Raw genomic sequence first — 26156 nt, forward strand, 5'->3', positions numbered from 1 at the left:
GTCTACGAGCCGCCCTTCTCCGTCGGCACCGTCCGCGGGCGCCTGTCGTCGCCGATCGCCACGAAGGTGAAGGTCGCCTCGGTCACCTTCATGGTGGCTTCGCTCGCCCGCTCGCGCCGCCAGACCTCGACCTGGATGCGCAGGGATGTGCGCCCCACCGTCACCAGCCAGGCGTAGAGGCTGACCTCGTCGCCGACGAAGACCGGGTGATGGAAGGTGATCGCGTCCACCGCGATGGTGGCGCAGCGCCCCCGCGCCCGCCTTGCCGCGACGTTGCCGGCTGCCAGATCCATCTGGGCCATCAGCCAGCCGCCGAAGATGTCGCCGGCCGGGTTGGTATCGGCCGGCATCGCGATGGTGCGGATCACCGGGGACCCGCGATCGGTCGGCTGACCCTCGGCCCGCGCGAGGACGCCGTCCGCGCTTTGCGTTCCCGTCATTGTCCGGAAGAGCCCCCGCCACCGGCTGGAACCTTTCCCGTCAAGCTCGGCCGCGGTCAATCGGGCAGCGCGAAGACCAGCAGTGCGTCGCCGGTGCCGAAGCCGGACGCCTTGGTGTAGGACGCGCCGCCGGCCGCCACCGCCACGTATTGCTTGCCGTCCAACGCGTAGGTCATGGCCGGCCCGCTGATCCCCGCGCCGCACTGGAAGCGCCAGAGCACCCGGCCGTCGCCCGCGTCGTGGGCGTCGAGGTGGCCGTCCTCCTCGCCGGAGAACACGAGGCCGCCCGCGGTCGCCAGCGTCCCGCCCGACAGACGGCTCGCCGAACGCACCGACCACGCGATCCTGCCGCCTCCGTTGAGGTCGACGGCGGTGAGGGTGCTGAAGGACGGCTCGCCCTTCGCCTCGCCGGTCTCGGTGTAGCGAATCTCCGGCCGGCCCGCGGCGGCCGGCACGGTCTTCACCGTGTAGGTCGTCGCCCCATGGCGGACCTGCACGTAGGCGAGGCGCCCGTCATACGCGGTGGGCGGCCAGGAGACCGCGCCGAGCGGACCGGGCGCCACCACCGTTCCTTCAGCGGTCGGCGGCGCGAACAGGTTCTTCTGGTCGAGGAGCGGCGCCGAGCGCTCAAGCAGCTTGCCCGATGCGCGGTCGTGGACATAGATCCAGCCGGTCTTGCTCGCCGAGGCCACCGCCTTGGCGCCGCCGGGCAGGTCGAGCAGGAAGGGCGGTGCGGCGACGTCGTAGCCCCACTCGTCGTGCGGCACCTGCTGATAGTACCAGCGCAGCGTGCCGGTCTTCACGTCGAGGGCGACGAGGCACATCGTGTAGAGGTTGTCCCCCGGCCGCGAGAGGCCGAAATTCTGCGGCGCCGGGTTGCCGGTCCCGAGGAAGATCAGGCCCAGATCGGGATCGTAGGCCGGCGTCATCCAGAGGGAGCCGCCGCCGACGCGCCAGGCGTCCCGGTTGGCCGGCGCGGCGGCCTTCTCGGCGGCGATGTCCCGGTGGAGCGGCGTGCCGTCGGCGGCCGTCTCGACGAACCCGCCCTCCCAGCCCTCCGAGGGGGTGACGTACCAGCGCCAGCGCTCGTCGCCGGTCTTGGCGTCGTAGGCCGCGAGCCAGCCGCGCCGGCCGTAGCCGCCCTCGATCCCCACCACCGCGCCGCCGTCGAGGCCGCCCGCCTCGTCCGCGATGTGGAGTCCGTAGCCCGCGCCGGTGACGCCGACGATCACCAGCCCGTCGGCGACGAGCGGCGGCATCTTGAAGCCCAGGCGGCTCGACCCCTGCACCGGCTTCCCGCCGAGGGTGGCCGCCAGCCCCGAGGCGGTCTCGGTCTCGCCCTCCTCCGGGCGGACCGCCTCCTTGTCCCAGACCACCTTGCCCGTCTTGGCGTCCAGGGCGATCAGCCGCCCGTCCATGGTCGCCTCGAACACGAGGCCGCCGGAGACTGCGAGCCCGCGGTTCGAGGGCGGCCCGAAGATCTTCTCCGTGCGCGGCTTGTGCGTGTAGGTCCAGAGCGGCTTGCCGGTGCGCGCATCGAGGGCCGCGACGTTGTTCTGCGTCGTGGACAGGTAGAGCGTCCCGTCCACCATCACCGGCTGTGCCTGGAAGTAGCCGGTCACGCCGGTCTGGAACATCCAGGCGGGCCGCAGCCGGGCGACGCTCGCGCGGTCGATCTGGGTGAGCTCGGAAAAATTGCGGTTGCTGGGATCGTGGCCGAAGGCCGGCCAGGGGGTCTCGGCGGCGAAGGCTGCGCGTGGCGTCGCGATCAGCCCCAAGCAAGCAAGCCAGAATCCCTTGTCGATCCGAGTGATGGGCGGCACGGCGTTTCGTCTCCCTATTCTTCTGGGCGATCGCTTCCGCGGAGGTTGCGTCGCAGCTCTGTTATCGGGCGCGTTTGCACAGGTCCGTATCTTATCGGATACAGAGCTTGCCCGAAGTTTCGACCCCGGAGGTGCTCGATCGATGGATCGACCGACTTCGCGATACGGTCGGGCGGGCCCGCTTCCGGCGCCGGATCGTGCGCCTCCCGGCGGATCATCGCGGCCACGTGGCCCCGGTCGGCGGCGGGGTGAGCGAGATGAAGATCGATACAGGTCCCGGTTACCGTGTCTACTTCGTCGTACGCGCCGATGGCGGGATCGTCATCCTGCTGTGCGGCGGTGACAAGGACTCGCAGGCCCGCGACATCGCCCGGGCACACGATCTCGGGCGTATGGTTTGAGCAGGCAGCGCATGGCCGACATCAAGACACCCACGCAGCCCTTCGATGTGGCGACCCAGATCCTCGCCCCCGAAGAGGCCGCTGCCTATCGCTCGGCGGCCCTGGAGGAGAGCGATCCCGCGGCGTTCAGTCGGGCGCTCGGCGACGTCGCGCGGGCGCGCAGCATGGCGTCCATCGCGGATGCCAGCGGCCTGGGCCGCGGGAGCCTCTACACGGCCCTGTCGCAGACCGGGAACCCGAGCCTCGACACCGTTCAGCGCGTGATTGCGGCCCTGGGGCTGACGCTGGCCGTTGTCCCGTCCCGGCAGGCGACGGGGTCGGATCGCGGCTGACGCTCAGCGCTTCGCCCCATCAAGCTGCGCCGGCGTCGCCTGCGCGCCCATGGCCCGGGCCATGTCGGCGGCGCTCTGGCCGGAGGCGTCGCGCCTGTCCGGGTCGGCGCCGTGCTGGAGGAGCAGATCGACCATCTCGGTCCGGTCGAACATCGCGGCCGTCATCAGGGCGGTGCGGGTGCCGTCGCCGGTGCCGTCCACCGCGGCCCCGTGTTGGAGCAGCAGCCGCGCCATCGCCAGGTCGTTCTTGAACGCCGCGCCGGCGAGCGGCGTCTGGCCGCGATCGTTGGCGAGTTCCGGGTCGCCGCCGGCCTCCAGGATCACCCGGGCGGCGTCCGCCTGGCCGTTGTAGGCGGCGAGCATCAGCAGGCTGTCGCCCTTGTCGTTGCGCAGGTTCGCCGGCAACCCCTGCCCGAACAGCTCCGCCAGTTCATCCGCATGGCCCATCCGGGCGTACTGGAAGACCCGGGCCGCGAAGGCGAGGGTGTCGTCGTCGAGGGTGGGGCGTGCGTTCAGTTCTGAGGCCATCAGGTGCTCATCTCACCACCGGATCCGATCTGCGCCGACGCGGCGCTGCAGCTTCGGGAACGGTTTCGTCGCGACGCTCGTTCCAGCCCCCCGACCCCGGCCAGAAGACCCCGCGTCTCCGGAGCGCAACGATGCCCCGACCGTTTGAGCCCTACGCCGACGCGCTGCGCACCGCCCGCGAGATCGTGCGCGAACAGGCGGGGGCCGTGGCGGAGGCGGCCGTTCAGGCGAACGCGCACGCCTACGACGAGGCCTGCAATGGGCTCGTCGTGCGGATCGCGCAAGCCATCGTCGATGCCGGCGAGGTCGCCGTCGGGTATCGCCGGGATCACGAGGCCGCCTGAACCGATCACCCGCGCTTGCGGCCGCCGCCCCCCTTGTACTTGGGCTTCTGCCCGCCGAGCCCCTGCGTCGAGCGCGGCTTCGGCCGCTCCTGCCAGGGTACGGCGCCGGCCGGCAGCTCCCGGTCCGTGCCCGGGCCCATATCGTCGAGGTCGGGCTTGGCGATGCGGCTGCCCCCGCCCCCGCGCGGGGGCTTCCGGCCGAACTTGCCGGCCTCGCGCTCCACGTCGTCCTGGCGGGCCATGGGATCGTCCGAGACCAGCAGCTCGGTCGCCTGAAGGCGCTTCAGCTCGTCGCGCAGGCGCGCCGCCTCCTCGAAGTCGAGATCGGCGGCGGCTGCGCGCATCCGCTTCTCGAGATCCGCCATCACGGCCTTGAGGTTGTGGCCCACCGTGATCGCGTCCTTGGCCAAGCCGGTATCGACCTGGACGTGGTCGCGCTCGAACACGCTGCTGAGGATGTCGGCGATGCCGCGCTTCACGCTCTGCGGCGTGATGCCGTGCTCCGCGTTGTAGGCGAGCTGCTTGGCGCGGCGTCGCTCGGTCTCGGCCATCGCCCGCTCCATCGAGCCGGTGATGGTGTCGGCGTACAGGATGCAGCGGGCGTCGGCGTTGCGGGCGGCGCGGCCGATGGTCTGGATCAGCGAGGTCTCCGAGCGGAGGAACCCCTCCTTGTCGGCGTCGAGGAGGGCCACCAGGGCGCATTCCGGGATGTCGAGGCCCTCGCGCAGCAGGTTGATGCCGATCAGCACGTCGAAGGCGCCGAGGCGCAGGTCACGGATGATCTCGATCCGCTCCAGGGTGTCGATGTCGGAATGCATGTAGCGCACCCGCACGCCGTTCTCGTGCAGGTACTCGGTGAGGTCCTCGGCCATGCGCTTGGTGAGCGTGGTCACGAGGGTCCGGTAGCCGGCCTGGGCGACCTCCCGGACCTCGCCCAGAAGATCGTCGACCTGGCTCCGGGCCGGGCGGATCTCGATCACCGGATCGACGAGGCCGGTGGGGCGGATCACCTGCTCGGCGAAGATGCCGCCGGTCTGCTCCATCTCCCATTTGCCGGGCGTCGCCGAGACGTGGACCGTCATCGGCCGCATCGCGTCCCATTCCTCGAAGCGCAGGGGGCGGTTGTCGAGGCAGGACGGCAGCCGGAAGCCGTACTCGGCGAGCGTCGCCTTGCGGCGGAAGTCGCCCCGGTACATGCCGCCGATCTGCGGCACGGTGACGTGGCTCTCGTCGGTGAAGACCAGGGCGTTGTCGGGCAGGTACTCGAACAGGGTCGGCGGCGGCTCGCCCGGCTTCCGGCCGGTGAGATAGCGGGAATAGTTCTCGATGCCGTTGCAGGCGCCAGTGGCCTCGATCATCTCGATGTCAAAGGTGCAGCGCTGGTCGATCCGCTGCGCCTCGATCAGGCGCCCCATCTTGGTCAGCTCCTCGATCCGGGCGTTGAGCTCCGTCTTGATCCCCTTGATCGCCTGCTGCAGCGTCGGACGCGGCGTGACGTAGTGGGAGTTCGCGTAGACCTTCACGAACTTTAGCTCGGCGATGGTCTTGCCGGTGAGCGGGTCGAACTCGACGATGCTCTCGACCTCGTCGCCGAACAGGCCGATCCGCCAGCCGCGATCCTCGAGGTGGGCGGGCCACAGCTCGATGGAATCGCCCCGGACCCGGAAGGTGCCGCGGGCGAAGTCCGACTGGATCCGCTTGTACTGCAGGGCCACCAGATCGGCGATGAGCTGGCGCTGCTCGATCCGCTCAGCCAACGAGACCGTGAACGACATCGCCGTGTAGGTCTCGACCGAGCCGATGCCGTAGATGCACGAGACCGAGGCGACGATGATCACGTCGTCGCGCTCCAGCAGGGCGCGGGTGGCGGAGTGGCGCATCCGGTCGATCTGCTCGTTGATCGAGGATTCCTTCTCGATGAACGTGTCGGAGCGGGGGACGTAGGCCTCGGGCTGATAGTAGTCGTAGTAGGAGACGAAATACTCGACGGCGTTGTCGGGAAAGAACGTCTTGAACTCCCCGTAGAGCTGCGCGGCCAGGGTCTTGTTGGGCGCCAGGATCAGGGCCGGGCGCTGCGTCTCCTCGATGATCTTGGCCATCGTGAAGGTCTTGCCCGAGCCGGTGACGCCGAGCAGCACCTGATCGCGCTCCAGCGCCTGCACGCCGCCGACCAGTTCGGCAATGGCCCTCGGCTGGTCGCCGGCCGGCTCGAACTCGGATTTCAGCGTGAACCGGAGCCCGCCCTCGGATTTCTGCGGGCGCTCCGGCCGGTGCGGCGTCCAGGTCTTGCCGTCCTTGAACAGCGGGTTGCCCTCGGTGAGCAGCCGCTCCAGGGCCGTCACCGTCGCCGAGGCGCCGCCGTCGCCGCCGGGATCCGGCAGGTCGGCGCCCTCCGGGACGGGGCCGTCCTCGGGCGGTATCAGGCCCAGGGCCTGGGCGAGACGCGGGTCGACATCCGCGGCGTCGCCCAGCGCGAAGCCGGCCTGGGGCGCCTCCGCGAAACCGTCACGGGCGATCTCGGCCCGCCGCCCGGCGGCCGTGGGGGTCCCGCCCTTGCCGGCGCGCCCCTTGGGCTTGCCCGGTCGCGCGGGCGTCTCCGCGGGCGCTTCGACCGCCGTCGGCCGGTTGCGATTGAGCGCCGGGTTCAGCAATTCCGCCAGATAGGTGTCGAGCGGCTTCAGCTCGGGTTTCGACGCCTTGGCGGACGAAGCCGTGACGGAGGCGGCGCGCGATTTCTTCGGAGCGGGCATGGCGCCAATATGGGCCCGCCGACGCCCGTGAGAAACCCTGTCCGGCCGGGAGTTTTGACGCTCCCCTCCCCCGAGCACCGGCCCGGCGTCCGGACCGCTACGGCCGCTGTCCGGTCTGGATTGACTGGGCAATACAACCGTTAGGTAGAATTCATCCCCTTTCGGACTCGATTCGCGCCGCCACCGCCGAGAAAATCCGCCGCCGTAACAGGCGCGAATTCACTTGCGACGGTTCCGCGACGCCGTTACTTTGCGGCGCAAAGCGCGATGAAGCCCGGGGCATGAGGGGCATGCAGGACCTGGACAAGGCATTGGCCGACATCGTGGCGATCCGCTCGCAGATCGCGCGCGATACGGCGTTCCGTGGAGTGGGGGCGGCGACCGTGGCCGGCACCGGCGGCCTCGCGCTGGCCTGTGCGGCCGGGCAGGCCCTGTGGCTCGGAGATCCGACGGCCCGGACCGGCCTGTTCTTCGGCCTGTGGATCGCGGCCGCCCTGGCGGCTTTCGCGATGATCGGGGTCGAGGCGATGCGGCGGACGCGCCGCCTGCATTCCGGCCTTGCCGACGCCATGGTGTGGAACGCCATCGAGGTGTTCCTGCCGGCCGCCGGCGCGGGGGCGTGCCTTGCCATGGTGATCGCCCGGTTCGCCCCCGGCGAGGTCTGGATGCTGCCGGGGCTGTGGCAGGTCCTGGTCGGCCTCGGCCTGTTCGCTTCGGCGCGGATCCTGCCCCGGGCGGTGCAGGGCGTGGGCGCGTGGTACCTGCTCGCGGGGCTTGCGGGGCTGGCCTTTTCGGCGGAGACGCACCTCCTCTCCCCGTGGACCATGGGCCTGCCCTTCCTCGTCGGCCAGACCTGGCTGGCGGTGATCATTCATCGCGGCGCGCGGTCCTTCGATGACGACCTCTGATCGGGACGACGGGCGCTTCTCCTACGAGGGGCTCGACAGGATCATCCACGAACGGGCGCGCCTCTCCGTGCTCACGTCCCTAGTGGCACATCCCAAGGGCCTGCCCTTCCCGGACCTCAAGCGGCTCTGCGGACTGACCGACGGCAACCTGAGCCGGCACCTCGCGGTGCTGAGCGAGGCCGATCTGGTCAGCCTGGAGAAGGGTTCCGCCCACAACCGCCCGCAGACCGTGTGCCGGCTGACCGCGAGCGGACGCCAGCGGTTCATCGGCTATCTGGGCGTGCTGGAGCAGGTGGTGCGGGACGCCGCGGAAGCGGCGGAGCGCGGACCGGATGCGGGCCGGCGCGGCCTCGATCCGGTCACGAAACCGGCGTGAGACGGCCGGATACGCCTCTGATTGTTAACATCGACCCGATAAACTTCAGCGATACGCCCAGGCCGGGAGACTTTACGATGCAAAGCGAAGCGGCGCCGAAGGCTCTGCACGCCGCGATCATCATGGACGGCAACGGGCGTTGGGCGACGCAGCGCGGACTGCCGCGGCTCGCCGGGCATCATCGCGGCGTGGAAGCGATCCGGCGCACCGCCGAGGCCTGCCCGGATCACGGGATCGGCACGCTGACGCTCTACGCCTTCTCGGCAGACAATTGGCAGCGCCCGGTCGAGGAGGTCGGCGGGCTGATGCGGCTCCTGCGCTCCTACCTGCGGAACGAGACGCAGCGGCTCGCCCGCACCGGCACCCGGCTCAGCGTCGTGGGGCGGCGCGACCGGTTGCCGGACGGCATCCCCGCGGCGATCGCGGCCGCGGAAGCCGCGACCGCAGCGGGCACACGCCTCCATCTGCGCATCTGCGTCGACTATTCGGCCCGCGACGCGATCATCGCGGCAGCGCAGGGCCCTCAGGGCACCGACCCGATCACCCGGGAGAGCTTCGGCGCCCTGGTGGCGGGCCCGATGCACGGGTCGCCCGTCGAGGTCGACCTGCTGATCCGCACCGGCGGCGAGCGGCGGCTCTCGGACTTCATGCTGTGGGAAGCGGCCTACGCCGAGTTGCATTTCACCGAACGGATGTGGCCCGATTTCGGGCCCGAGGACCTCGCCGAGGCGGTCGCCGAATTCACCCGCCGCGAGCGCCGATTCGGAGGGCTGAAGGCGCCGGCCGTCTCCGCCGCCGCTTGAGGGTGCTTGACGGGCGCGTCCCGGCGCGCAGAGGGTTTCCGGCATGACCGAGACCCTCGCCAACCGACGCGTCCTCCTCGTGATCGGCGGGGGCATCGCGGCCTACAAGGCCCTCGACCTGATCCGGCGCCTGCGTGAGCGCGGAGCCGAGGTCTGCCCGCTGCTTACCGCCGGGGGGCAGCAATTCGTCACCCCGCTCGCCGTGGCGGCGCTCGCCGGCGAGCGGGCGCATACCGACCTGTTCGACCGGGCCGAGGAAGCCGATATCGGCCATATCAAGCTGGCCCGGCAGGCGGATGCCGTGGTGGTGGCGCCGGCCACCGCCAATCTGATGGCCCGCATGGCCGGCGGGCACGCCGCCGACCTCGCGACCACGGTCCTCCTGGCGACCACCCTGCCGATCCTGATCGCCCCGGCCATGAACGTGCAGATGTGGGCGCACCCGGCGACCCGCCGCAACCGCGCGATTTTGGAGGGCGACGGCGTCCGGTTCGTCGGCCCGAATTCCGGACGGATGGCTGAGCCGGAGAGCGGCCCGGGCCGGATGGCCGAACCCTCCGAGATCGCCGACGCCCTCGAGGGGATGCTGGCCGAGGTCGGCACGCCGGGCCCGGGCCGCGGGTTTTTGGCCGGACGTCCGGGCGCGGGAACGCGCGCCCTCGCGGGTCGGCGGGTCGTCGTGACCTCCGGGCCGACCCATGAGCCGATCGACCCGGTGCGCTATCTCGCCAACCGCTCCTCCGGCCGCCAGGGCCACGCCATCGCGGCGGCGGCCGCCGAGGCCGGGGCCGACGTCACCCTGATCTCCGGGCCGGTGGCGATCCCGGATCCCGCCGGCGTGGCCATGGTCCGGGTCGAGACCGCCCGGGAGATGCTGGCCGCCGTCCAAACGGCGCTGCCCGCCGACATCGCGATCTTCGCGGCCGCAGTGGCCGACTGGCGTCCGGAGACCGAGGCCGGCTCCAAGAAGCTCAAGAAGGACGGCAGCGGCCCGGCACCGCTGCCCCTCGTCGAGAACCCCGACATCCTCGCCACCGTGGCCCGTCTGGACACGGGGCGTCCGCCCCTCGTGGTGGGTTTCGCCGCGGAGACCGACACGGTGCTCGACCACGCGCGCGCCAAGATCGCCCGTAAGGGCTGCGACCTGATCGTGGCCAACGACGTGTCGGCCGCGGGCGGCGTCATGGGCGGGACAGAGAACGCGGTCCATCTGATCCACCGCGACGGCACGTTGGATAGCTGGCCGCGCCTCGGCAAGGACGAGGTCGCCCGCCGCCTCGTGGCGCATCTGGCCGGCCTGCTGGCTCGCTGACGCCGGTACGCCGCGCCCGGCTCCGGCCGTAGGGCGTTGGAGGACGACCGGACGTCTCCGTGATCGCGATCCAGGATGTATATTGTCTTCGGTAAATATTTTCCTACTTCTCTTACTCTCCGAACGGATCATAATTCAATTTTGCAAATCAAGTGCCATTCGTCGCGCGACTACATGCGAAGGTTTTTCTTGAAAAATAATTGAGCACGTCCGATTTTTCTGTCCGGAAACGTGATTCGCTGCGGATCCGTCTCTCTTTCATCGCGCCGCTGGAGATGAGCGATGGTCCGCCTGCGAAACGTCTCGATCCGCTCGACGATGGGCCTGGTGTTTGTCGTCCTGGGATTGATCATCGTCATTTACGCGACGCAAGCCCTCATCGGGGCACGGCGCCAGGCGGACCGATCGGAGGCGAGCATCGCCCTGGTGCGGGCCAGCCGCGCACTGCTCCAGACGCTCTACGCGATGCGGCTGGAACGCGGCGCGACCCTGCAGTTCCTCGCCGCCGCCGAGCCCATGGATGCGGAGACCCTGGCGTCGCTCTATGCGGATCGGCAGCGCGCGGTCACCGGCCTGGATAAGGTGACGGCGCTCGTGGGCGACATGGGTCTGCCGGCCGTCAGGGAGGCGCTCGGTCCGCTCCGGACGGCGCGCGAGCGGGTGGAGCGCCTCCGCCCCCGGGTCGATGCCGCCCTGCGCGTGTCCAGGATCCAACGCGACGGGGCCGTCACCCAGGAGGCGCAGACCGCCTTCCTGGCCATGCTCGACGCCCTCGGGGCAACGACGGATGCGGTGGATGCCGCGATCCCGCGCTCCGACACGATGCTCGGGCGCGACCTCACCCTCAAGCGGGCCGCTTGGGCGACCCGCATGGCGAACGGGGCCGTCGCCCTGCGGGTACAGGCCTCCCTATCGGCCGGCACGTTCTGGTCGCCCGCGGAGGCGATGGCCGCCGCCGAGGAGCGGGGCCGGCTCGACGCCTCCTGGAAAACCGTCATCGAGACGGCATCCGGCCTCTCGGACCCGGTCCGGGCGGCCTTCGAGAAGGCCCGCGCCAACAACTTCGAGGGGGCGGCCCTCGCCCGTCGCCTCACGGTTGCGACCGCGCTGGCCCAGCACGCTCCGCCGGGGATCACGCTTCAGGAGGCCCGGAAGCTCGACACGCCGGAACAGGCGACCCTCGTGGACCTCGCCTCTGCGGCCCTCGACGAGATGGTCGAACGGGCCGAGGCCCTGGCGCGGGAGGCGCGGGGCGGCCTGATCCTCAACCTTGCCGCCCTGCTGGTGTCCGGCGCGCTGGTCGCCCTCGGCCTGGTGGCGCTGTTCCGCGTCGTCCTCGGGCCGATCCGGACGATGACCGGAACCATGCAGGCCCTGGCTGACGGCGACGTGTCCGTGGCGGTACCGCTGCGCGACCAGGACAACGAGCTCGGCGCCATGGCCAGGACGGTGCAGGTGTTCAAGGACAGCCTGATCCGCACCCGCGCTCTGGAGGCCGAGGCCGCCCAGACGCGGATCGCCGCCGAGGCGCATCGCAAGACCGGCATGCATCAGATGGCCGAGCGCTTCGAGACCGCCATCGGCGGCATCATCGGTCGGGTCTCCGCGTCCGCCACGCAGCTGCAGGCCACCGCCCAGACCATGACCGCCACCGCGACCCGGACCGCAGGCCAGTCCACCGCGGCCGCGGCGGCGGCCGAGCAGGCCGCCTCCAACGTCAACACCGTGGCGGCCTCGGCCGAGGAGTTGGGTTCGTCGGTCCAGGAAATCGGCCGGCGGGTCGACGGCTCCGTCAAGCTGGCGGTCGATGCGTCCGCCGAGGCCGGCCAGACGGGGGCGCTGGTGCAGGAGCTGAGCAGCGCCGTCGGCCGGATCGGCGACGTGGTCGGCCTGATCTCGGATATCGCCGGGCAGACCAACCTGCTGGCGCTGAACGCCACGATCGAAGCCGCCCGCGCCGGCGAGGCGGGCCGCGGTTTCGCGGTGGTCGCCTCGGAGGTCAAAGCCCTGGCCGATCAGACCGCCAAGGCGACCGGGGAGATCTCGGCACAGATCGCCAGGGTCCAGGCCTCAACCGGCCAGGCGGTGAAGGCGATCGGCTCGATCACGGCCCGCATCCAGGAGATCAGCGACGTGGCGCTCTCGATCGCCGCCGCCGTCGAGGAGCAGGGTATGGCGACCCGGGAGATCGCCCGCAATGTCGGCCAGGCCGCCGCGGGAACCGGCGACGTGACCGGCAACATCAACGGCGTGGCTGTGGCCGCCGAGGAGACCGGCAGGGCGGCGAGCCAGGTTCTCGGCGCGGCCTCCGAGCTGTCACGCGGGGCCGACCATCTCTCCGTTGAGGTCGAGCGCTTCCTCGACACCGTGCGGGCGGCCTGAGCGACCGCCCGGACGAGGATCGCCGGCCTCCCTGGCCTGCACCGGCCCGAGTCGATAGAAGGCCCCCGACGGCCGGCGCGCACGGCGCCGGCTCCAGGGAGAAACCATGCCTCGCCTGTCCCTCATCGCCGGAGCCGCGTTCATCGCCATGACAGCAGCCGCGAATGCCGAGATCGTCACCCTGCCCTCGGGCCTGAGATACCAGGACGAGGTCGTCGGCACCGGCCCCGAGCCGAAGGCCGGGCAGCAGGTCACCGTCCAGTACACCGGCTGGCTCGACGAGGGCGGCAAGAAGGGCACGAAGTTCGACTCGTCCCGCGACCGCAACCAGCCCTTCTCCTTCCCCCTCGGCGCCGGACAGGTCATCAAGGGCTGGGACGAGGGCGTCGCCACCATGAAGACCGGGGGCAGGCGCACCCTGATCATCCCGCCGGCGCTCGGCTACGGCGCCCGGGGTGCCGGCGGCGTGATCCCGCCGAACGCCACGCTGATCTTCGACGTCGAGCTTCTCGGCGCGAAGTAGGCCACGCCTGCGCGACGGCGCGAGACCCCAGAGAATGCTGTTCGCGCAGCTGCCCGACGAGCTGTTCAAGCCGCTGGCCTCGTCGAGCCGCGGCTTCAACGCCGCCCTGCTCCTGCACCTGCACCGGCGCGTCCTCGGGGCGGAGCCGGTGCGCAAGGCCGAGCTCCTGGCCGAGATCGGTGATTTCGCCGCCGGCTGGAGCGATCCGGAGGTCGGCGGCGACGAGCCGATCTCCGCCGACCCGGCGGAGCGCCGGGCGGCGCTCTACCGGCGTCTCCTCGAGACCGGCTGGCTGCTCGAGCGTCGCGAGCGCTACGTGCCGGTCGTGGAATTCGACCCCGAGGCCCGGCTCCTTCTCGAGGAGCTGTCGCGGCTGGAACGGGGCGAGACCCGCTCGTACGGCGGGGCCGTGCTGGAGGTGCTCGGCGGCCTGGAGAGCGCCCTGTCGGATCCGGGAAGCCGGTCGGAGGCGCTCTCGAACGCGGCGCGGGCGGCGGCGGCCTTCCTGGCGCACGTGCGCGGTCTCGCCGCCGGCATGCGCAAGGTCGAGGAGCGGATCCTGCGCGAGCCCGACCGCGCCAAGACCTTCCGGCTGTTCTTCGAGGAATTCGTCGAGCGCCACCTGATCAGCGACTACCGGACGCTGCACACCCGCTTCAACCCGTTCCGCTTCCGCGCCAGCGTGGTGCGGGAGGCCGGCCGCGCCCTGCGCGACGTCCTCACCGTCCGGGCTCTAGCCGAAGGCCTGATCCGCGAGGGCCGCAGCCCCGATCTCGACGCGGCCCAGCGGGCGGTCCGGGGGGACCTCGCCCAGATCCTGACGGTGTTCGAGGGGCTCGACAACCATCTCGACGCGGTCGACGCCGTCGTGGCGCGCCTGGAACGCCGGATCGGGGCCGCCCTGCACGTCATGGACCGGCCGGATCCGAGCGGGGTCGAGCGAGTTGCCGCGATGCTGCGCGCCGTCGGGGGCTCGGAGATCGCCCCGGAGGTGCCGCCCGATGTCTCGCTGGTGCGTCCCCCCATCGGCCACGCGCATCTCCAGGCGCCGCGGGCGCGCAGGAGCGCGATCGACGTCGAACCGCTGCCGGACGTGGACGACGATCCGGTGGTCGACGCCTTCGCGGCCGCCAAGGCGGCGTTCCGCCGCCGCACCACCGTGACCCCCGAGAGCATGACCGCCTTCGTGGAGGCCCGGCTCGCCGAGGCGCCGAAGCTGCACGGCTCCGAGATCGTCATCGCCACCGTGGACGACTTCATCGTGTTCCAGCGCCTGCGCGAGATCGACGTATTGTTCGATGCGGCGCTGGGCGCCCGATACGCGCTCACGCGGCTGCCCGAGCGGGTCGCCAACGGCTGGCTCGACTGCCCGGATTTCGTCCTGGAGCGGCAACGCGGTGCTTGAGGGGTTCCGCGCCATCATCGACGGCGACGAGCCCCCGCCCCCCGGGGCCCGGGCGCCGGACGCCGAGGAACTGACCCGCGCCCTCCAGGTCCTGCTGAAGGGCCAGGTGATCTACGCGGATACGCAGGGCATCGGCCGGTCCTACGAGATCGCCCGGCACTACGCGCCGTTCTTCACCGATTACTTCGCCTGCCTCGGCTACGCGGTCACGCTGTCCCACCGCGACCAGATGGTCTCGCTGAGCCCGGCCGCAGACGCGCCGCGCCACGACATCGTCTCCGAACGCCTGCGCAAGGACGAGACCCTGGTGCTGCTCGCCCTCCGGCTCCTCTACGAGGAGGGCCTGCGCGACCACCGCGCCGGCACCGACGGGATCGTGGCCTGCACCACGGACGAGATCGTCGAGAAGATCCGCAGCGTGGCGCGGAACGAGCCCCCCGAGGAGGGGCGTCTCGCCGACATCCTGCGGCTCTATGCCAAGCGCGGGGGCCTGCGGCTCGGCGAACGCGACCGGGTCGAGCGGGTCACGCCGCTCGCCCTTCTGCCGGGCCTGACGGTGCTGGCGTCCGACGCGTGGCTGGAGCGCCTGCGCGCCTGGTCCGAAGCCGGCTGAGGCCGACCGGGGCCGGATCGCCGATCAGGCCGCGCGCACCGTTGCGAGGAAACGCTCGACCTCGGCCCCGAGATGGTCCGCTTGGCCCGTCATCTCGGAGGCCGAGGCCAGCACCTCTTCGGCCGCCGCCCCGGTCGCGTCGGCCGCGTCGGCGACATCCGTGACGTTGACCGTGACGGCTCCGGTCCCGACCGCCGCCTGGGCAACGTTGCGGACGATCTCCTGGGTGGCCGCCCCCTGCTGCGCCACCGCGGACGCGATCGAGGTCGCCGTCTTGTCGATCTCGCGGATGCGCGTCGCGATACCGTCGATCGCCCGGACGGCGTTGCCGGTCGAATCCTGAATCTGCCCGATTTGCCGGCCGATCTCCTCGGTGGCCCTGGCGGTCTGACCCGCCAGCGCCTTGACCTCGGCCGCCACGACCGCGAAGCCGCGGCCCGCCTCCCCGGCCCGCGCGGCCTCGATCGTCGCATTGAGCGCGAGCAGATTCGTCTGTTCGGCGATCGCCGAGATCACCGCCACGACTTCCCCGATCCGCCGCGCCCCGTCGCTCAGATCCTGGACCAGACCGGTCGTCGAGGCCGCCTCCCGGACGGCCACCTTCGCCAGGTTCGCCGAAGACACGACCTGACGGCCGATCTCGTCCACTGAGGAACCGAGTTCCTCGGCTGCCGACGCCACCGTGTTGACGTTCGCGGCGGCTTCCGCGGCGGCCGCGGTCGCGCCCGTGGAGCGGTGGGCCGTCCTGGCTGCCGTCGCGGCGAGGCTCTGGGCGGTCCCCTGCAACTGCGTCGCCGCCCCCGCGACCGTCCGGACGATACCGCCGATGGCGGTCTCGAAGCTCTCCGCGAGGTCGCGGATCGCCTGCCGGCGCCGGGCTTCGGTGTCGGCGCGGGCCTGGGCGGACGCGTCCTCCAGGGCGCGGGCGTTCAGCAGGCTCTGCTTGAAGACCTGCACGGCCGCCGACATGTCGCCGATCTCGTCGCGCCGCCCCACGGAGGGCACCGCCACCGCAGTCTCGCCGCCCGCGAGCCGGCGCATGGCGTCGGCCATGCGGGAGATCGGGCGCGAGACGCCGAGCAGGGCGTAGAGCGCGGCGGCCACCGCGACCGCCAGCGTGATCGCCAGGATCACCACGGTCCAGGAGACGGCGCTCGCCTGGCTCGCCCGGACGGACCGGCCGGCCTCCGTCATGGCCCTGACATGCAGATCCACCAGCGCGCGTGCGGCCTTCGATGCCTCCTGGTAGTGGGCGTTCATGGCACCCCGGTAATAGGCCATCGCGGCCTCGCGCTGACCGAGTCCGAAGCCGCGCAGGCGATCCCAGTCGTAGAACTGGACCTTGAGCTTGGCGGCCAGGGTGTCGAACAGGGCCTGCTCGTCCGGCGCGGAGATCCGGGCCCGATAGGCCTCGACCGCGGCGGTCCGGTCCTTGAGCAGGTCTTCCACCGCCTTGCGGCTCGTATCGCGCTCGGCCTCCGTGTCCGCCGTGGCCGACCGGACCTGGAGAAGGCGCGCCTTGACGACCATCCCGTCGATCGCTTCCGCCGCATTCAAGGATGGGATCGCGCGATCGAGCAGCTCGGTCAATCTCTGATCGATAAATCGTATTCGCGCGATCGTCGTACCGCCCTGAATGCAGGCTGCCGCCAGCATCAGGAGAAAGAGACCGCTGAGCTTCAGCTTGAGGCCGGCGCGCATAACGTCACCGTCTGTTTCAAAGTCCGCGAGGATAAGCTTGAGATGACTTCCGGCAAGCGCGTGTTTCGATGACGAGTTGATCGGCGGCGGGCTCTGTCACCGGCTTGCATCCGCCGCCGAGTCCGGCCAACTGGGCCGGTCATCGTCCGCCCCGGCCCGGCTCACCGACATCGTGTACGTCCTCACCGACATAGCCCTCTCGAACTGGTACCTGATCCGCCGCGAGCAGATCCGTCTGCGTGGCGCCGCGGCGCTGGTCGGGCCGACCGGGGCCGGCAAGTCGACGATCTTCGATGCGGTCGGCACGGTGCTGGCGGGCAACAACGCGAGCCGGCTCGCCCTCAACGCCTCGGCCTCCGGGCGCAGCGCCCGCACGGTCCGCGACTATTGCCTCGGCTGGATCAGCGACCCGGCGGAGGGCGGCCGCCCGACCCGGGAATCCTGCGAGACCGTGCTGGCGCTGGTCTTCGAGAACCCCGCATCGGGCCGGGTCGTGACGGTCGGGCTGGCGCTGGCGGCCCGTGCCGCGGAGCCGAAGGAGACCGTGCTGTCGCGCTTCATCGCGGTCGGCCACCGGTTCGAGATCGCCGATTACGCCCGCACGGCCCCGGGCGGCAGCTTCACGGCCCCCTGGAACGAGATCGCCGCGGACCTGCGCGCCCGGGCGGCGAGCTTCACCGAGTACCGGACCTCCGGCGAGCGCTTCACGGCCGATGTCCTGGCCACCCTGCGCGAGGGGGCACCGGCGCCCGAGCCGCGCCATTTCCTGCGCAGCTTCGCCAATGCGGTGGCGTTCAAGCCGATCTTCGACACCAGCGCCTTCGTGCGGGCCTTCGTGCTCGACCCGGAGCCGCTGGATGTCGAGCGCGTGCGGCTGTCGATCGCCAACTGGCGCCGCCTCCTGGAAACCATCGCCGAGCTGGAGAGCCGGCTCGCGCGGCTCCGCCGCCTGCGCGATCGCTACGACGCCTGGAGCGAGGCGATCCTGGCGGCGGCGAATCACGAGCTGCGCGCAGCGAGCGCCGATCTGCGCCGCCGCAGCCTCGACCTCGTCGCGGTCCGGACGCGGCTGCGCGAGGGCGCCGATACGTTGCGCATCGCCCGGGAGCGGGTGGCCGCGAGCCGCGGCTACGTGCGCGAGATCGATGGCGAGATCGCCGAGAAGAAGGCGCTGGCCGCCGGCGCCGGCGCCGAGGGGCGGCTCGCCGCCTCGACGCTGGGCCTGTCGATGCTGGACCGCGACCGGAAGGAGCTGGTCGGACGGATCGCGGAGCTCGTCGGTCTCGTCGGCCAGATGGGCAAGCTTCTGCCCGTCGCCCCGATCCTGCGCCAGAGCTGTCCGCAGGCGGCCCGCCTGGCCGAAGCCTGCGCCCGCGCCGGCCTGCGGCGGGAAGCGCCCCCCGAGGAGGCCCTGCGCCCCGACGGTCCGCTCGCCGAGCTGAGGGACGGACTGGCACGCCTGCCCGAATTCGACGAGGCCCTGGAGCGGGCCGCCGAAGACGCGGCCCTGAAGGCGCGGGCCCAGGAGAGCGTGGCCGAGCGCACCGCGCCGCGCACCGGCGCCGGTCCCGTGGCGCGCCTGTCGTCGGACACGGTGGCGTTCCGCGGCGAGCTGGCGAAGCGGGGCATCGACGCGGTGCCGGTCTGCGAACTCGCCGAGATCGTCGATCCGAACTGGGGACCGGCCCTCGAAGGCCTGCTCGGGCGCGCCCGCGAGGCGCTCGTGGTCGCGCCGGACCGGCTGAACGAGGCGCTCGGGGTTCTCCAGTCGGGCCGCGACCGGTTCCACCGCTGCATCCTGGTGAAGACCACCGACACCGCCAAGCAGCGGGCGCGCCGGTACGACGATGGACCGCTCACGGTGATCGAGACCGCCGATCCGCACGCGGAGGCGTTCCTGGGCGTGCGGCTCGGCGGTTACGACCTCGCCCGCGACGATGCCGAGCTGGGGCGCCTCGCCCGGGCGGTCGCCCCCAGCGGGCGCACCACCGCCGGCATGGCCTACTCGGTCACGCGCAGCGTCGATCTGCTGATGACCCGCGGCCATCGGGGACCGATCGCCGACAGCCGCCGGAGCCACGAGGTGGCGGTGGCGGAGGCGCGGCGCCTGCGGGGCGAGGCGGCGGTGCTGCGCGAGGCCGCCCGCACCGCGGCGGCGATCCGCGCCCGGATCGCCCGCGGGCTCGACGACGTGGACGCCCTGCGGGCGGAGCTCGACGGGTTGGACGGCCGGCGGCGCACGCTCCAGACCGAGCGCGAAGGAATCGCCAAGCAGGATTCGACCGGGCTCGCCGCCGAGATCGCCGCGCTCACGGCGGAGCGGACCGGCTACCTGCGGGAACTCTCGGAGGAGCTGGAGCCGAAGCTCGACCGGCTCCTCGCCGACGAGGCGGCCCTGCGCGCCCGGCTGGTGCCCATGCGTGAGGCGGCCCGGGCCGCGCTGGCGGCCCGACGCGCGGCGCTGCGCCAGCTCGTGGGCGGCGACGCCGCCCGCGTGCGTCTCGCGCGGTCCGAGCCGTTCGAGCCGGGCCCGATCGCCGAGGCGCGCCGTGCCCTCGCGGGCCTGGACGCTAAGGCCGCCGGCTCCCGGGCGACCGCCGAGCGCGCCCTCGCCCGGGACTCCGCCGAGGCGGCCCGCTCGCACGGGCGGATCGCCGAGCGCGAACTCGCGGAGGCCTGCGCGGCGTGGCGGGTGGAGAATCCCCTGAACGCGGGCGACGCACCGGCCATCGACGGGTTCGCCTGGGTCCGGCGCGAATACGAGGCCGTGGAAGGCCACGAGCTGCGGCGCTACCGGGCCCAGGCCGAGCGGGCCGAGACCGAGATGCGCCGCCTCATGACGGAGGATCTGCTGACGCGGCTCGCCGACCGCTTCGAGCGGGTCCATGCCCGACTCGAAGCCCTGAACGAGCGGCTGTCGGCCCGCAGCTTCACCGGCCAGACCTATGCGTTCGAGGCCGCGGTGGACCGCCGCTACGCCGCCGTCCACGCCCTCGCCACCGAGACCGCCCGCTCCCCCGAGGCCGCCCAGGCGCTGCTGGCCGGCGAGGCCGAGGGTCCCATGGCGGCGGCGCTGGCGGAGATCACCGCGCTCATCGCCGGGGACGAGGACGCAGGCCGGCTGGCGGATTACCGCAATTATTTCGTGTACGAGATCGGCATGCGCGACCGGGCGGGCAACCGCACGACCATGTCGGCGCGGGCCCTGCGCGGTTCGGGCGGCGAGGCGCAGGCGCCGTTCTACGTGGCGATCGCTGCGTCGCTCGCGAGCGCCTACTATCCAGGGGATCGGCCCGGCGACGAGAATCCCGGGCTGGGTCTCTGTCTCCTCGACGAGGCGTTCTCGAAGCTCGACGTGCGCAACAGCCAGGCGCTGGTCGACCTCTACCGGGCCTGGGGCCTGCAGCTGCTGATCGCGGCGCCGGAGGACAAGCGCACGACACTCACCGAGGTGATGGACACCATCGTGACCGTCTACAAGAGCCCGGACCTGACCTCGGTTCGCATCGAGGCCGAGCATCCCCTGGAGGCGGCCCGGCGGGCGCTCCACGCAATCAACCCCGATCAGGTCGGGATCGAGGCGTTCCGCCCGTCGGACGCCGCGGAGTGAGATCCGACGTGACGCGTGTCCCGACGCGTCCGCGCTTCGTCATGCTGGATCGCCGGCGTCCCCGGATCTCAAGCCCCGTGGCGCGGCCCTCAGATGGCGGGGCCGGGGCGAGCCAGACCGTCCTCGACGCCGCGCGGGTGGTCGCGTCGCGTCATCGGTGGCCGGGGCCGCGATCCCCGGTATCCGCGATCTTCGTCGCGCCGATCGTCAGTTCAGGTAGGTGCGGATCCAGTTCGGCGAGAGGATCTCGCCCTCTTCGGTGATGATCCAGGGCTGCTTGGCGGGGTCGGCCAGGGCGCCGGCGGCGGCCTTGATTGCCTCGCGCAGGGTGCCAAACCGCTCGGGCTGCGCCAGCGGGGTGCTCGCCGGGGCCGTGCGCCAGATCGTCAGATCGGCGGGCCGTTCCAGAGCTTCGGTTTCCATGGGTACTCGTCCTTCCGAACCGTTTTGGACCGTTCAGATCGCCGCCGCGCGGCAGAGCCAGAGAGCGGCGGGGATCGGTGGTCTGAGCGTCAATGCAAGCATCTCTGCGGCAGCTTTGCGATCAATTCGGGCGGTTTCCGAAACCAGAGCCCTGTGCCGAAGCACCAGAACAGGCCTGGGAGGAAGTTCCGTCACCGTAAAGCCCGCATAGGGCCCGCCGTGAACTTGCGAGAATTGTGGCTCTCGAATGATGACCATTCCGTTAGCCGGTCTGCGCCGCCCGCCGCCGTGCGCCAGAACACGTTCCGGGCGCGTCGGCGGCGCCGCCTCTCCGTGTTGACGCCCCGATCCTGAACGCGCACTTAAGGCCCGCGCCCGCCGAGGGCCCTGTTTCGGAGACGCCCGTGCCGGATCGCACCGTGCGCATCGTGCTCGCCGCGGTTCTGGTCCTGCTGGCGCTCTATGTCGCCGAGCCCTACCTCCAGCCGCTGCTCTACGCGGCCAACACTCCCCGGGCGGTGACGGCGCGGGGCGATCTGGCCCAGTCGGAGACGGCCACGATCGCCCTGTTCGAGCGGGCGAGCCCGTCCGTCGTCCACGTCTTCGCACAGGGTGCGGCACAGAACCGCGATCTGCTCGACCTCGACGAGGGCGGCGAGCAGGGCGGAACGCAGACCGGAACCGGCTTCGTCTGGGACGGCGCGGGCCACGTGGTGACGAACACCCACGTGGTGCAGAACGCCGCGCAGAGCGGCGGCTCCGTGTCGGTCCGGATGAGCGACGGTACCGTGGTGCCGGCATCCCTCGTCGGGTTGGCTCCGTCCTACGACCTGGCGGTCCTGCGGCTCGGGCGCGTGGCGCAGATGCCGCCGCCGCTGGCGATCGGCACCTCGGCGGATCTGAAGGTCGGCCAGTCGGCGTTCGCCATCGGCAACCCGTTCGGTCTCGACCACACGCTGACCACCGGTGTGATCAGCGCGGTCCGGCGGCGGATGCCGACCAGCGAGGGCCGTGAGTTGTCCGGCGTCATCCAGACGGATGCGGCGATCAACCCCGGCAATTCCGGCGGCCCGCTGCTCGATTCCGCCGGCCGGCTGATCGGCGTCAACACCGCGATCGTGTCGCCCTCGGGCGCCAGCGCGGGGATCGGCTTCGCGATCCCGGTCGATGTGGTGAACCGGGTCGTGCCGGAACTGATCCGGGTCGGCCGGGTGCGCAACCCCGGCATCGGCATCATCGCCGCCCAGGAGGCGGCCACGGCACGCCTCGGCATCGACGGCGTGGTGATCGTGCGGGTCCTGCCCGGATCGCCGGCGGCCCAGGCGGGCCTGCGTGGCGTCGCTCCGCAGACCGGCGACATCGGCGACGTCATCGTGGAGGCCAACGGCCGCGCGGTCCACCGGCTCGCCGACCTCACCGCGGCCATCGAGGAGACGGGGCTCGGCGCGCCGGTCACGCTGAAGGTCGAGCGCGACGGGCGGGTCCGGCAGGTGCGCCTCACCACGACGGACGTGGCGGAGAACCGGCGATGAAGGCCAGGACCCGTCTTTCGCTGTCCCCTCTCGTCCTTGTTGCCGCGCTCGCCGCCGGCTCGGTCCGGGCCGCCGAGGCGCCGCGGCGGTCTCGCCTCTGCCCGGAGGATCTGCCGGAGGGCGTGCACCTGCCGCCGCCGCCGGGCTGCGGGATCGATGCCGGCAAGCCGGTGCCGCGCCGGAGCGGTGTCTACGACCTCGGCGACGGAACGACGGTGCGGGTCGGCGGCCGGGCCTCGGCCGAGTACGGTGTGCGGCGCTGAGCCATGGTGCTGATCGCCGGGCTGCTCGCCTGCCTCACGCTCTGGTGGCTGTCGAAGAACAGCCGCGGGCTCGGCCGCAGATTGGCCCGCGCCGCGGGCCAAGGCGTCGGCGCCGCGTTCGGGCCGGCGCGCCTGCCGACCTTCGGGGCCTTCGCGCTGCTCGCCGCCGGCTTCCTCCTGCTGCACGGAAACCTCGTGCTGGCGGCGCTCCTCGGCCTCGGCGGCGTCTGGATGATCGAAGGGCAGGCCTCGATGACCGCCCGGCTGAGACGCCTCATCGGGCGTGCGACCGGTCGCGAGCGCGTCGACCGCCCGGAGCGCCGGCTGCGGACGCCGATGCTCGAGGCGATGCTGAACCCGGACGGCAGCCTGCACACGGGCCGGGTCATCGCCGGGCCGAACGCGGGCGCGTGGCTCGACGCCCTGCCCACCGAGGCGGTGGTCGACCTGCTGCGCCTCTGCCGCCGGAGCGACGCCGCCGGTGCCGTGCTGCTAGAGCCGTATCTCGACCGCCGGGCGCCCGGATGGCGTGTAGACGCTGAGCGCGATCGAGACCCGCGGCCGGGCCGCGCGCCGAACCCAGGGGCGATGACGCAGGAGGAGGCGTACCAGATCCTGGGGCTTCAGCGCGGGGCGACCGCTCAGCAGATCCGGTCGACCCACCGGTCTCTGATGAAGCGCGCCCACCCCGACCAGGGAGGCAGTGCCGAGGAGGCGGCGCGCGTCAACGCGGCCCGGGACAGGCTTCTGAACCGACATCGCTAAACTCCACGCGCGTTGTCAGAAAGTGACTGATGCTGGACCGCGGAGGGAACGCTTCCGCGGCCTTACCGTGCCGACGCGCCCGCGCGTCGCCTGGTGTCGTTCCGCTCAGCTCCGGGTCGCGAAGCAGCTGAAGCCGCTCCGCTTGACCGCCGAGCAGGCATCCTGGGCGGAATCCTGTTCGGCGAAGCCCGAGAAGCGGGCGCGGAAGAGCGTGGTCCCGCCATGCTCGACCTTCACCGTGTAGGGGGCCGCCTTCGAGAGGCTGCTGCCGACCTTGGCGCGCGCCTCCGAGAGCATCGCGCGGGCCTTGGTCTCGTCATCCATGGCGCCGAGCTGGATCACCCAGGCGGTCGGCACGACGCGGGCGCCGGAGACCGCCTTCGGGGGCTCGTCGCGCTCGGTCGAGGCGACGCGGGCGGCCGACTTGGTCGCGCCGGGGAAAGGCGGCTGGGCGTTGCCGGCCCCGGCATAGGCCTGCGCGGCCTTGGGCAGGCCCTGCGGACCGGGCTTCCAGGTGCCCCCCGGTGTCGTGGTCGAAGCGGCGGCCTTCGGCGCGAGGTCGAGGGGCTCGCCGGTGGTGCCGGTGGTCTCGACGTCCTCGTCGTCCGCGGAGGCGACCTGCGTGCGGGTCCGGGAGGCCGCGTCGGCGACCACCGCCGGGCGGGCGCGCTCGGCCACCTCGGTGACCGGCGGCGACACCCGGGCGCCGGCATAGGCCCGCGGCAGGCTCGCGCGAACCAGATCGACCATGATCCGGTCACGGCTCGCGCCGGACTTGCCGCCGAGCACGATCGCGACGATCTGGCGGCCCTCGGACTTCGCCGCGGTCATCAGGTTGAAGCCGGAATCCCGGGTGTAGCCGGTCTTGATCCCGTCCACGCCCTCGACGTTGCCCAGCAGATGGTTGTGGTTGCCGATCACCCGGCCGCGGAACGCGAAGGACCGGGTCTGGAAATAGCGGTAGTAATGCGGGAAGCGGTCCTGGATCGCCCGGGCGAGCACGGTCAGGTCGCGGGCGGTGGTGAGCTGATCCGGGTCGGGCAGGCCCGAGGCGTTGGCGTAGTGCGTCCGGCTCATGCCGAGGGCGTGCGCCTTCGCGGTCATCATCTGGGCGAAGCGCTCCTCGGAGCCGGCGATGTTCTCGCCGATCGCGCAGGCCACGTCGTTCGCCGACTTGGTCACGATCGCCTTGATGGCGTCCTCGACCGCGATGGTCTGCCCCGGGCGGAGCCCGAGCTTCGAGGGTGCCTGGGCGGCCGCGTGGGCCGAGATCGTCAGATCGGAATCGAGGGCGAACTTGCCGCGCTCCATCTGCTCGAACAGCAGGTAGAGCGTCATGACCTTGGTGATCGAGGCCGGGTGGCGCAGGGCGTCCTCGTTGACCGCGTGCAGGGTCTTGCCGCTCTTCACGTCCACCACCATGGCGGCGTAGGGCGGGCTGTAGCCGCCGCCGGCCCGCGCGTGGTGGTGATGACGCCCGCGCCGCGCCTCGGCTGGCGCGGCCAGCGCCGTCAGGACCGCCGCGGCCGCGAGGGCGGCCGGCAGCGCGGGAATCGTCCGGGAGCGGCCCATTACGCTACGCATCACGCCTGATTGCCTCGCGGAACCGGCCCTCGCCGGTCGTGTGTCCTGGCAGGGTCCGCGCCGATCGCGTGGCCCTGCTGCATCATCGGAGAGTTAGGCAAGCGCAGTTACAGGCCCGTTAATGCCGGCGGTTCGAAGACCGGATCATGCCGGCACGGACACAACTTATCGGAGCCCGAGGCTCCGGCTTGACGGTGGCCGTTGCGGCGCACACAGTCGGCGGCGATCCGAAGGCGCCGTCGCCGCTGGTCGCGCTCGGCCCTTCGGGACGGTCCCGATCTGGAAGTCCGCCATGCAGCCGCGCCCCGCCTCCCTAGCATTCCCGCCGGCCGCCGGGTTCAGCCTGGCGCTGCGGTGCTTCGGGCATGCGAGCCGCGCGGGCCAGGCCATCGGGATCGAGTGGCTCGACTCCGCCAAGCAGGGGCTCGACGACCTCGCCGCCACGACGCGACGGCTCGCGACCGCCCGGGGTCCGGGGGAGGTCCTGGCGCTTCAGACGGCGTATCTGAGCCGCGCCGGCGCGCGCGCCTCGACCCGCTCGACGGTGGCCGGCGACCTGATGGCGCGCTGCGCCGGCGATCTTCTGCAACCGGCGGCGACGCCGCGTGCCGGCCGGGCCGCTTGAGGCACCCGCCGCCGGGACGGGCAGCCGACCCGCGGACGCGCCCGCCCCGGCCGCGGCGCCGGTCTGTCGACCCCTGCTGCGCGGCCCCGCATGACCCGAGCGCGTCGGCAGGCGTGCGCCCGGCGCAAGCTTCACGGGGCGGACAAGTGCGCACAGGAGTCTGGCGAAGTCGGCTCACCGTCTGTAGATTAACGATCATGGAGCCGGGCGCTGCTCCCGGCAGGGTCAGGACAGGATCGTCCGCTAGGATCGGCGACGCCCGCTCCAATCGAGGGATCGGTTCGACGCACATGAGACAGGTCCCCATGCAGGGCACCGCGAGTTCGACGAGGAGTCACCAGCGGGCACGCGCCGCGGCCACGGCGTCCGGATCGCGCTCCCCGGGAGGCGATGACCGGTCCAACACCGCGATCATCACCCGCACCAAGACGCGCACCAAGCGGCCGAGCCTGTACCGCGTGCTCCTCCTGAACGACGACTACACGCCGATGGAGTTCGTCGTGCTGGTGGTCGAGCGGTTCTTCAACAAGAGCCACGAGGATGCCTACCACATCATGATGCACGTGCATCAGAACGGGGTCGGCGAGTGCGGAATCTTCACCTACGAGGTCGCGGAGACCAAGGTGACGCAGGTCATGGACTTCGCGCGCAAACACCAACATCCTCTCCAGTGCGTTATGGAAAAGAAATAGGCGCCGCTCGCGGTAGGCACC

Annotated in this window: 24 protein-coding genes; 17 read left to right on the top strand and 7 right to left on the bottom strand. The window is 71.7% G+C overall.

The window, feature by feature from the left end; genetic code table 11:
• Positions 1-2 precede the first annotated feature (2 nt).
• Together MKL01_RS04860 and MKL01_RS04865 are read right to left on the bottom strand one after the other, a co-directional pair.
• Positions 3-440 (bottom strand): acyl-CoA thioesterase, encoded by a 438-nt coding sequence (locus MKL01_RS04860; protein WP_243904094.1) that lies wholly within the window; start codon positions 438-440, stop codon positions 3-5.
• A 56-nt stretch (positions 441-496) separates the two neighbouring features.
• Positions 497-2218 (bottom strand): pyrroloquinoline quinone-dependent dehydrogenase, encoded by a 1722-nt coding sequence (locus MKL01_RS04865; RefSeq protein WP_243904150.1) that lies wholly within the window; start codon positions 2216-2218, stop codon positions 497-499.
• A 152-nt stretch (positions 2219-2370) separates the two neighbouring features.
• On the opposite strand from MKL01_RS04865, the gene MKL01_RS04870 reads away from it, so the two are divergent.
• Complete coding sequence (locus MKL01_RS04870; protein ID WP_243904095.1) at positions 2371-2664, top strand: type II toxin-antitoxin system RelE/ParE family toxin; 294 nt, start codon at positions 2371-2373, stop codon at positions 2662-2664.
• An 11-nt stretch (positions 2665-2675) separates the two neighbouring features.
• On the top strand, positions 2676-2996 hold the full coding sequence (locus MKL01_RS04875; protein ID WP_243904096.1) for an addiction module antidote protein: 321 nt from the start codon (positions 2676-2678) through the stop codon (positions 2994-2996).
• A 3-nt stretch (positions 2997-2999) separates the two neighbouring features.
• On the opposite strand, the gene MKL01_RS04880 is transcribed toward MKL01_RS04875, so the two are convergent.
• Positions 3000-3524 carry an ankyrin repeat domain-containing protein gene (locus tag MKL01_RS04880; protein ID WP_243904097.1) on the bottom strand — a complete coding sequence of 175 codons (525 nt, stop codon included), beginning with the start codon at positions 3522-3524 and terminating at the stop codon, positions 3000-3002.
• A gap of 131 nt (positions 3525-3655) precedes the next feature.
• Here MKL01_RS04880 and MKL01_RS04885 point away from each other — a divergent pair, with 131 nt between their 5' ends.
• Positions 3656-3868, top strand: coding sequence for a hypothetical protein (locus MKL01_RS04885; protein WP_243904098.1), 213 nt, complete (start codon positions 3656-3658; stop codon positions 3866-3868).
• 5 nt (positions 3869-3873) lie between these two features.
• On the opposite strand, the gene uvrB is transcribed toward MKL01_RS04885, so the two are convergent.
• The gene (uvrB, locus tag MKL01_RS04890) at positions 3874-6618 is read right to left on the bottom strand and encodes an excinuclease ABC subunit UvrB (RefSeq protein ID WP_243904099.1); all 2745 of its coding nucleotides are present in this window, start codon (positions 6616-6618) and stop codon (positions 3874-3876) included.
• Positions 6619-6908: 290 nt separating this feature from the next.
• Here uvrB and MKL01_RS04895 point away from each other — a divergent pair, with 290 nt between their 5' ends.
• The 8 genes from MKL01_RS04895 to MKL01_RS04930 all read left to right on the top strand — a co-directional run bounded on the left by MKL01_RS04895 (position 6909) and on the right by MKL01_RS04930 (position 14940).
• Complete coding sequence (locus MKL01_RS04895) at positions 6909-7526, top strand: hypothetical protein (protein ID WP_243904100.1); 618 nt, start codon at positions 6909-6911, stop codon at positions 7524-7526.
• Positions 7513-7902 (top strand): transcriptional regulator, encoded by a 390-nt coding sequence (locus tag MKL01_RS04900; RefSeq protein WP_243904101.1) that lies wholly within the window; start codon positions 7513-7515, stop codon positions 7900-7902. Before MKL01_RS04895 ends, MKL01_RS04900 begins: the two co-directional genes overlap by 14 nt.
• A gap of 77 nt (positions 7903-7979) precedes the next feature.
• A complete protein-coding gene (locus tag MKL01_RS04905) occupies positions 7980-8705 on the top strand; it encodes a di-trans,poly-cis-decaprenylcistransferase (protein WP_243904102.1) in 726 nt (241 codons plus the stop codon).
• A gap of 43 nt (positions 8706-8748) precedes the next feature.
• Positions 8749-10017, top strand: a complete 1269-nt coding sequence (gene coaBC / locus MKL01_RS04910; protein WP_243904103.1) for a bifunctional phosphopantothenoylcysteine decarboxylase/phosphopantothenate--cysteine ligase CoaBC — start codon at positions 8749-8751, stop codon at positions 10015-10017.
• A 282-nt stretch (positions 10018-10299) separates the two neighbouring features.
• Positions 10300-12399, top strand: coding sequence for a methyl-accepting chemotaxis protein (locus MKL01_RS04915; protein WP_243904104.1), 2100 nt, complete (start codon positions 10300-10302; stop codon positions 12397-12399).
• Between the two features lie 106 nt (positions 12400-12505).
• Positions 12506-12922, top strand: a complete 417-nt coding sequence (locus MKL01_RS04920) for an FKBP-type peptidyl-prolyl cis-trans isomerase (RefSeq protein ID WP_243904105.1) — start codon at positions 12506-12508, stop codon at positions 12920-12922.
• 34 nt (positions 12923-12956) lie between these two features.
• The gene (locus MKL01_RS04925; protein ID WP_243904106.1) at positions 12957-14327 is read left to right on the top strand and encodes a Wadjet anti-phage system protein JetA family protein; all 1371 of its coding nucleotides are present in this window, start codon (positions 12957-12959) and stop codon (positions 14325-14327) included.
• On the top strand, positions 14320-14940 hold the full coding sequence (locus tag MKL01_RS04930) for a DUF4194 domain-containing protein (RefSeq protein ID WP_243904107.1): 621 nt from the start codon (positions 14320-14322) through the stop codon (positions 14938-14940). Before MKL01_RS04925 ends, MKL01_RS04930 begins: the two co-directional genes overlap by 8 nt.
• 24 nt (positions 14941-14964) lie before the next feature.
• Here the strand turns inward: MKL01_RS04930 and MKL01_RS04935 are convergent, their stop codons facing one another.
• Complete coding sequence (locus tag MKL01_RS04935) at positions 14965-16641, bottom strand: methyl-accepting chemotaxis protein (RefSeq protein WP_243904108.1); 1677 nt, start codon at positions 16639-16641, stop codon at positions 14965-14967.
• Between the two features lie 172 nt (positions 16642-16813).
• Between MKL01_RS04935 and MKL01_RS04940 the strand changes: the two genes are divergently transcribed.
• Positions 16814-20251 (top strand): SbcC/MukB-like Walker B domain-containing protein, encoded by a 3438-nt coding sequence (locus MKL01_RS04940; RefSeq protein ID WP_243904109.1) that lies wholly within the window; start codon positions 16814-16816, stop codon positions 20249-20251.
• A gap of 207 nt (positions 20252-20458) precedes the next feature.
• On the opposite strand, the gene MKL01_RS04945 is transcribed toward MKL01_RS04940, so the two are convergent.
• A complete protein-coding gene (locus MKL01_RS04945) occupies positions 20459-20674 on the bottom strand; it encodes a hypothetical protein (protein WP_243904110.1) in 216 nt (71 codons plus the stop codon).
• A gap of 404 nt (positions 20675-21078) precedes the next feature.
• Between MKL01_RS04945 and MKL01_RS04950 the strand changes: the two genes are divergently transcribed.
• From MKL01_RS04950 to MKL01_RS04960, 3 genes are read left to right on the top strand one after another with little or no spacing between them, the layout of a single operon-like run.
• Positions 21079-22206 (top strand): S1C family serine protease, encoded by a 1128-nt coding sequence (locus MKL01_RS04950; protein WP_243904111.1) that lies wholly within the window; start codon positions 21079-21081, stop codon positions 22204-22206.
• Complete coding sequence (locus tag MKL01_RS04955) at positions 22203-22469, top strand: hypothetical protein (RefSeq protein WP_243904112.1); 267 nt, start codon at positions 22203-22205, stop codon at positions 22467-22469. The genes MKL01_RS04950 and MKL01_RS04955 overlap by 4 nt, the downstream gene beginning before the upstream one ends.
• Positions 22470-22472: 3 nt before the next feature.
• Positions 22473-23234, top strand: a complete 762-nt coding sequence (locus tag MKL01_RS04960) for a DnaJ domain-containing protein (RefSeq protein WP_243904113.1) — start codon at positions 22473-22475, stop codon at positions 23232-23234.
• Between the two features lie 105 nt (positions 23235-23339).
• Here MKL01_RS04960 and MKL01_RS04965 read toward each other — a convergent pair whose 3' ends face one another.
• A complete protein-coding gene (locus tag MKL01_RS04965; RefSeq protein WP_243904151.1) occupies positions 23340-24818 on the bottom strand; it encodes a D-alanyl-D-alanine carboxypeptidase in 1479 nt (492 codons plus the stop codon).
• A gap of 292 nt (positions 24819-25110) precedes the next feature.
• On the opposite strand from MKL01_RS04965, the gene MKL01_RS04970 reads away from it, so the two are divergent.
• Together MKL01_RS04970 and clpS are read left to right on the top strand one after the other, a co-directional pair.
• The gene (locus MKL01_RS04970; protein ID WP_243904114.1) at positions 25111-25443 is read left to right on the top strand and encodes a phasin family protein; all 333 of its coding nucleotides are present in this window, start codon (positions 25111-25113) and stop codon (positions 25441-25443) included.
• A gap of 305 nt (positions 25444-25748) precedes the next feature.
• Positions 25749-26135, top strand: coding sequence for an ATP-dependent Clp protease adapter ClpS (gene clpS / locus MKL01_RS04975; RefSeq protein ID WP_243904152.1), 387 nt, complete (start codon positions 25749-25751; stop codon positions 26133-26135).
• Positions 26136-26156: the final 21 nt, after the last annotated feature.

The organism is Methylobacterium sp. J-070, assembly GCF_022829385.1.
In the GTDB taxonomy this organism is placed as follows: domain Bacteria; phylum Pseudomonadota; class Alphaproteobacteria; order Rhizobiales; family Beijerinckiaceae; genus Methylobacterium.